The following is a 1,826-nucleotide window of genomic DNA, read 5'->3' on the forward strand; positions in this document are numbered from 1 at the left end:
CGGGTCTCAGCCCTTGAGGTCGTATCCGGAGAGGCGTTCCACGCCGCGCAGGAGGGCGGAGTGGTCCAGGCCGCCGTCGCCCTGGGCGCGCAGGGAGGCGACGAGGGAGGCGACGACGGAGCCGACGGGCAGGGCGGCGCCGACGGTGCGGGCGGCGTCGGTGACGATGCCCATGTCCTTGTGGTGCAGGTCGATGCGGAAGCCGGGCTTGAAGTCCCGGTTGACGAAGTTGGCGGTCTTGCGGGCCAGGACGGTCGAGCCGGCCAGACCACCACCGAGCACGTCGAGCGCGGCCGGCAGGTCGACGCCGGACTTCTCCAGGAACACCACGGCCTCGGCGCACGCCTGGATGTTGACCGCGACGATCAGCTGGTTGGCGGCCTTCACCGTCTGACCCGAACCGTGCGGACCACACAGCACGATGGTCTTGCCCAGCGCCTCAAGAAGCGGCTTCGCCGCGTCGAAGTCGGCCTGCTGACCACCGACCATGATCGACAGCACCGCCTCGATCGCACCGGCCTCACCACCGGAGACCGGCGCGTCCAGAACCCGGATGCCCTTCGCGGCGGCGTTCTTCGCCAGGTCGATGGAGGTCTGCGGCGTGATCGAGGACATGTCGATCAGCAGCGCACCGCTCTTGGCGTTCTCCAAGATCCCCTCGGGACCGTAGGCGATCGCCTCCACCTGCGGCGACGCCGGCACCATCGTGATGATCACGTCCGCGTCGGCGACCGCCTCGGCGATGCTCGCCGCCGCCGTGCCCCCCGCGTCCGCCAACCGCTGCAGCTTGTCGGCCTCCAGGGTGTAACCGGTCACCGCGTAACCGGCCTTGATCAGGTTCTCCGCCATGGGCGAACCCATGATGCCCAGCCCGACCCACGCAATCTTCGGCAGGTTGCTCATCGAAAAGCCTCTTTCACACTCAAAACAAAGGGGAACCGCACACCGTCAGCGCAGCCCGACCGACCACTGACGACGACTGACGCCTACTGAGCCGCACGCAAGGGCGCCGGCAACCACGCGAACGACGACGCGCTCGGCGCCTCGCCCGGCTTGTACTCCAGGCCGACGAAACCGTCGTAACCGTTCTTCTTCAACCGCCCCAGCAACGCCACGAAGTCCAACGTGCCGGTACCCGGCGCACCACGGCCCGGATTGTCGGCGATCTGCACGTGCGCGGTCTGCGCGGTGTAACGGTCGATGACCTCGTCCAGGTCCTCACCGTTCATCGACAGGTGGTACAGGTCCATCAGGAACCGGGCGTTGTCCAGACCGCTCGCGGCGTTCACCGCGTCCACGACCTCGATCGCCTTCGGCGCCGACACGATCGGACACGCCGGCGACTCCGGCGCGTTCAACGCCTCGATCAACAACGTGCCACCCACCTCGCCCACCGCCCGCGCCGCGAACACCAGGTTCTCCAGCGCCAACGCGTCCTGCTCGGCCGCATCGACCCCCTCGACCCGGTTGCCGTACAGGGCGTTGAACGTCGTGCACCCCAGCGACGTCGCGAACTCGATCGCCACCGGCACGTTCGCCCGGAACTTCTCCGACTCCACCCCCGGCACCGACAACGCACCACGGTCCGGACCCGGCAACTGCCCCGCGTAGAAGTTCAACCCCGTCAACTGCGTCCCCGCATCACGCAACGCATCACGCAACGCGTCCAGCTCGGCCCGCTCCGGGGTCGGGGCATCCACCCACGGCCACCACAGCTCCACCGCCGTGAAACCCGCCGCCCGCGCGGCAGCCGGCCGCTCCAACAACGGAAGCTCAGTGAACAGGATCGACAAATTGACGTTGAAGCGCGTGTCCGTGAAACCCAT

The 1,826-nt window shown here is 68.1% G+C and carries 2 protein-coding genes; both read right to left on the reverse strand.

All coding sequences use genetic code 11. From position 1 onward, the window contains the following. Positions 1–6: 6 nt before the first annotated feature. The gene (locus tag ABD385_RS41115) at positions 7–903 is read right to left on the reverse strand and encodes a 2-hydroxy-3-oxopropionate reductase (RefSeq protein WP_344585382.1); all 897 of its coding nucleotides are present in this window, start codon (positions 901–903) and stop codon (positions 7–9) included. A gap of 83 nt (positions 904–986) precedes the next feature. Then, positions 987–1,826 (reverse strand): TIM barrel protein (locus ABD385_RS41120; protein WP_344585384.1); only part of this gene is annotated, 840 nt, incomplete at its 5' end.

Origin of the sequence: Streptomyces lunalinharesii, from assembly GCF_039532155.1 — a bacterium.
Classification (GTDB): Bacteria; Actinomycetota; Actinomycetes; order Streptomycetales; family Streptomycetaceae; genus Streptomyces; species Streptomyces lunalinharesii.

Excerpts from the sequence above, each read along its gene's own strand:
- ABD385_RS41115 (WP_344585382.1), bottom strand. The coding sequence starts at position 903 with ATGAGCAACCTGCCGAAGATTGCGTGGGTCGGGCTGGGCATCATGGGT.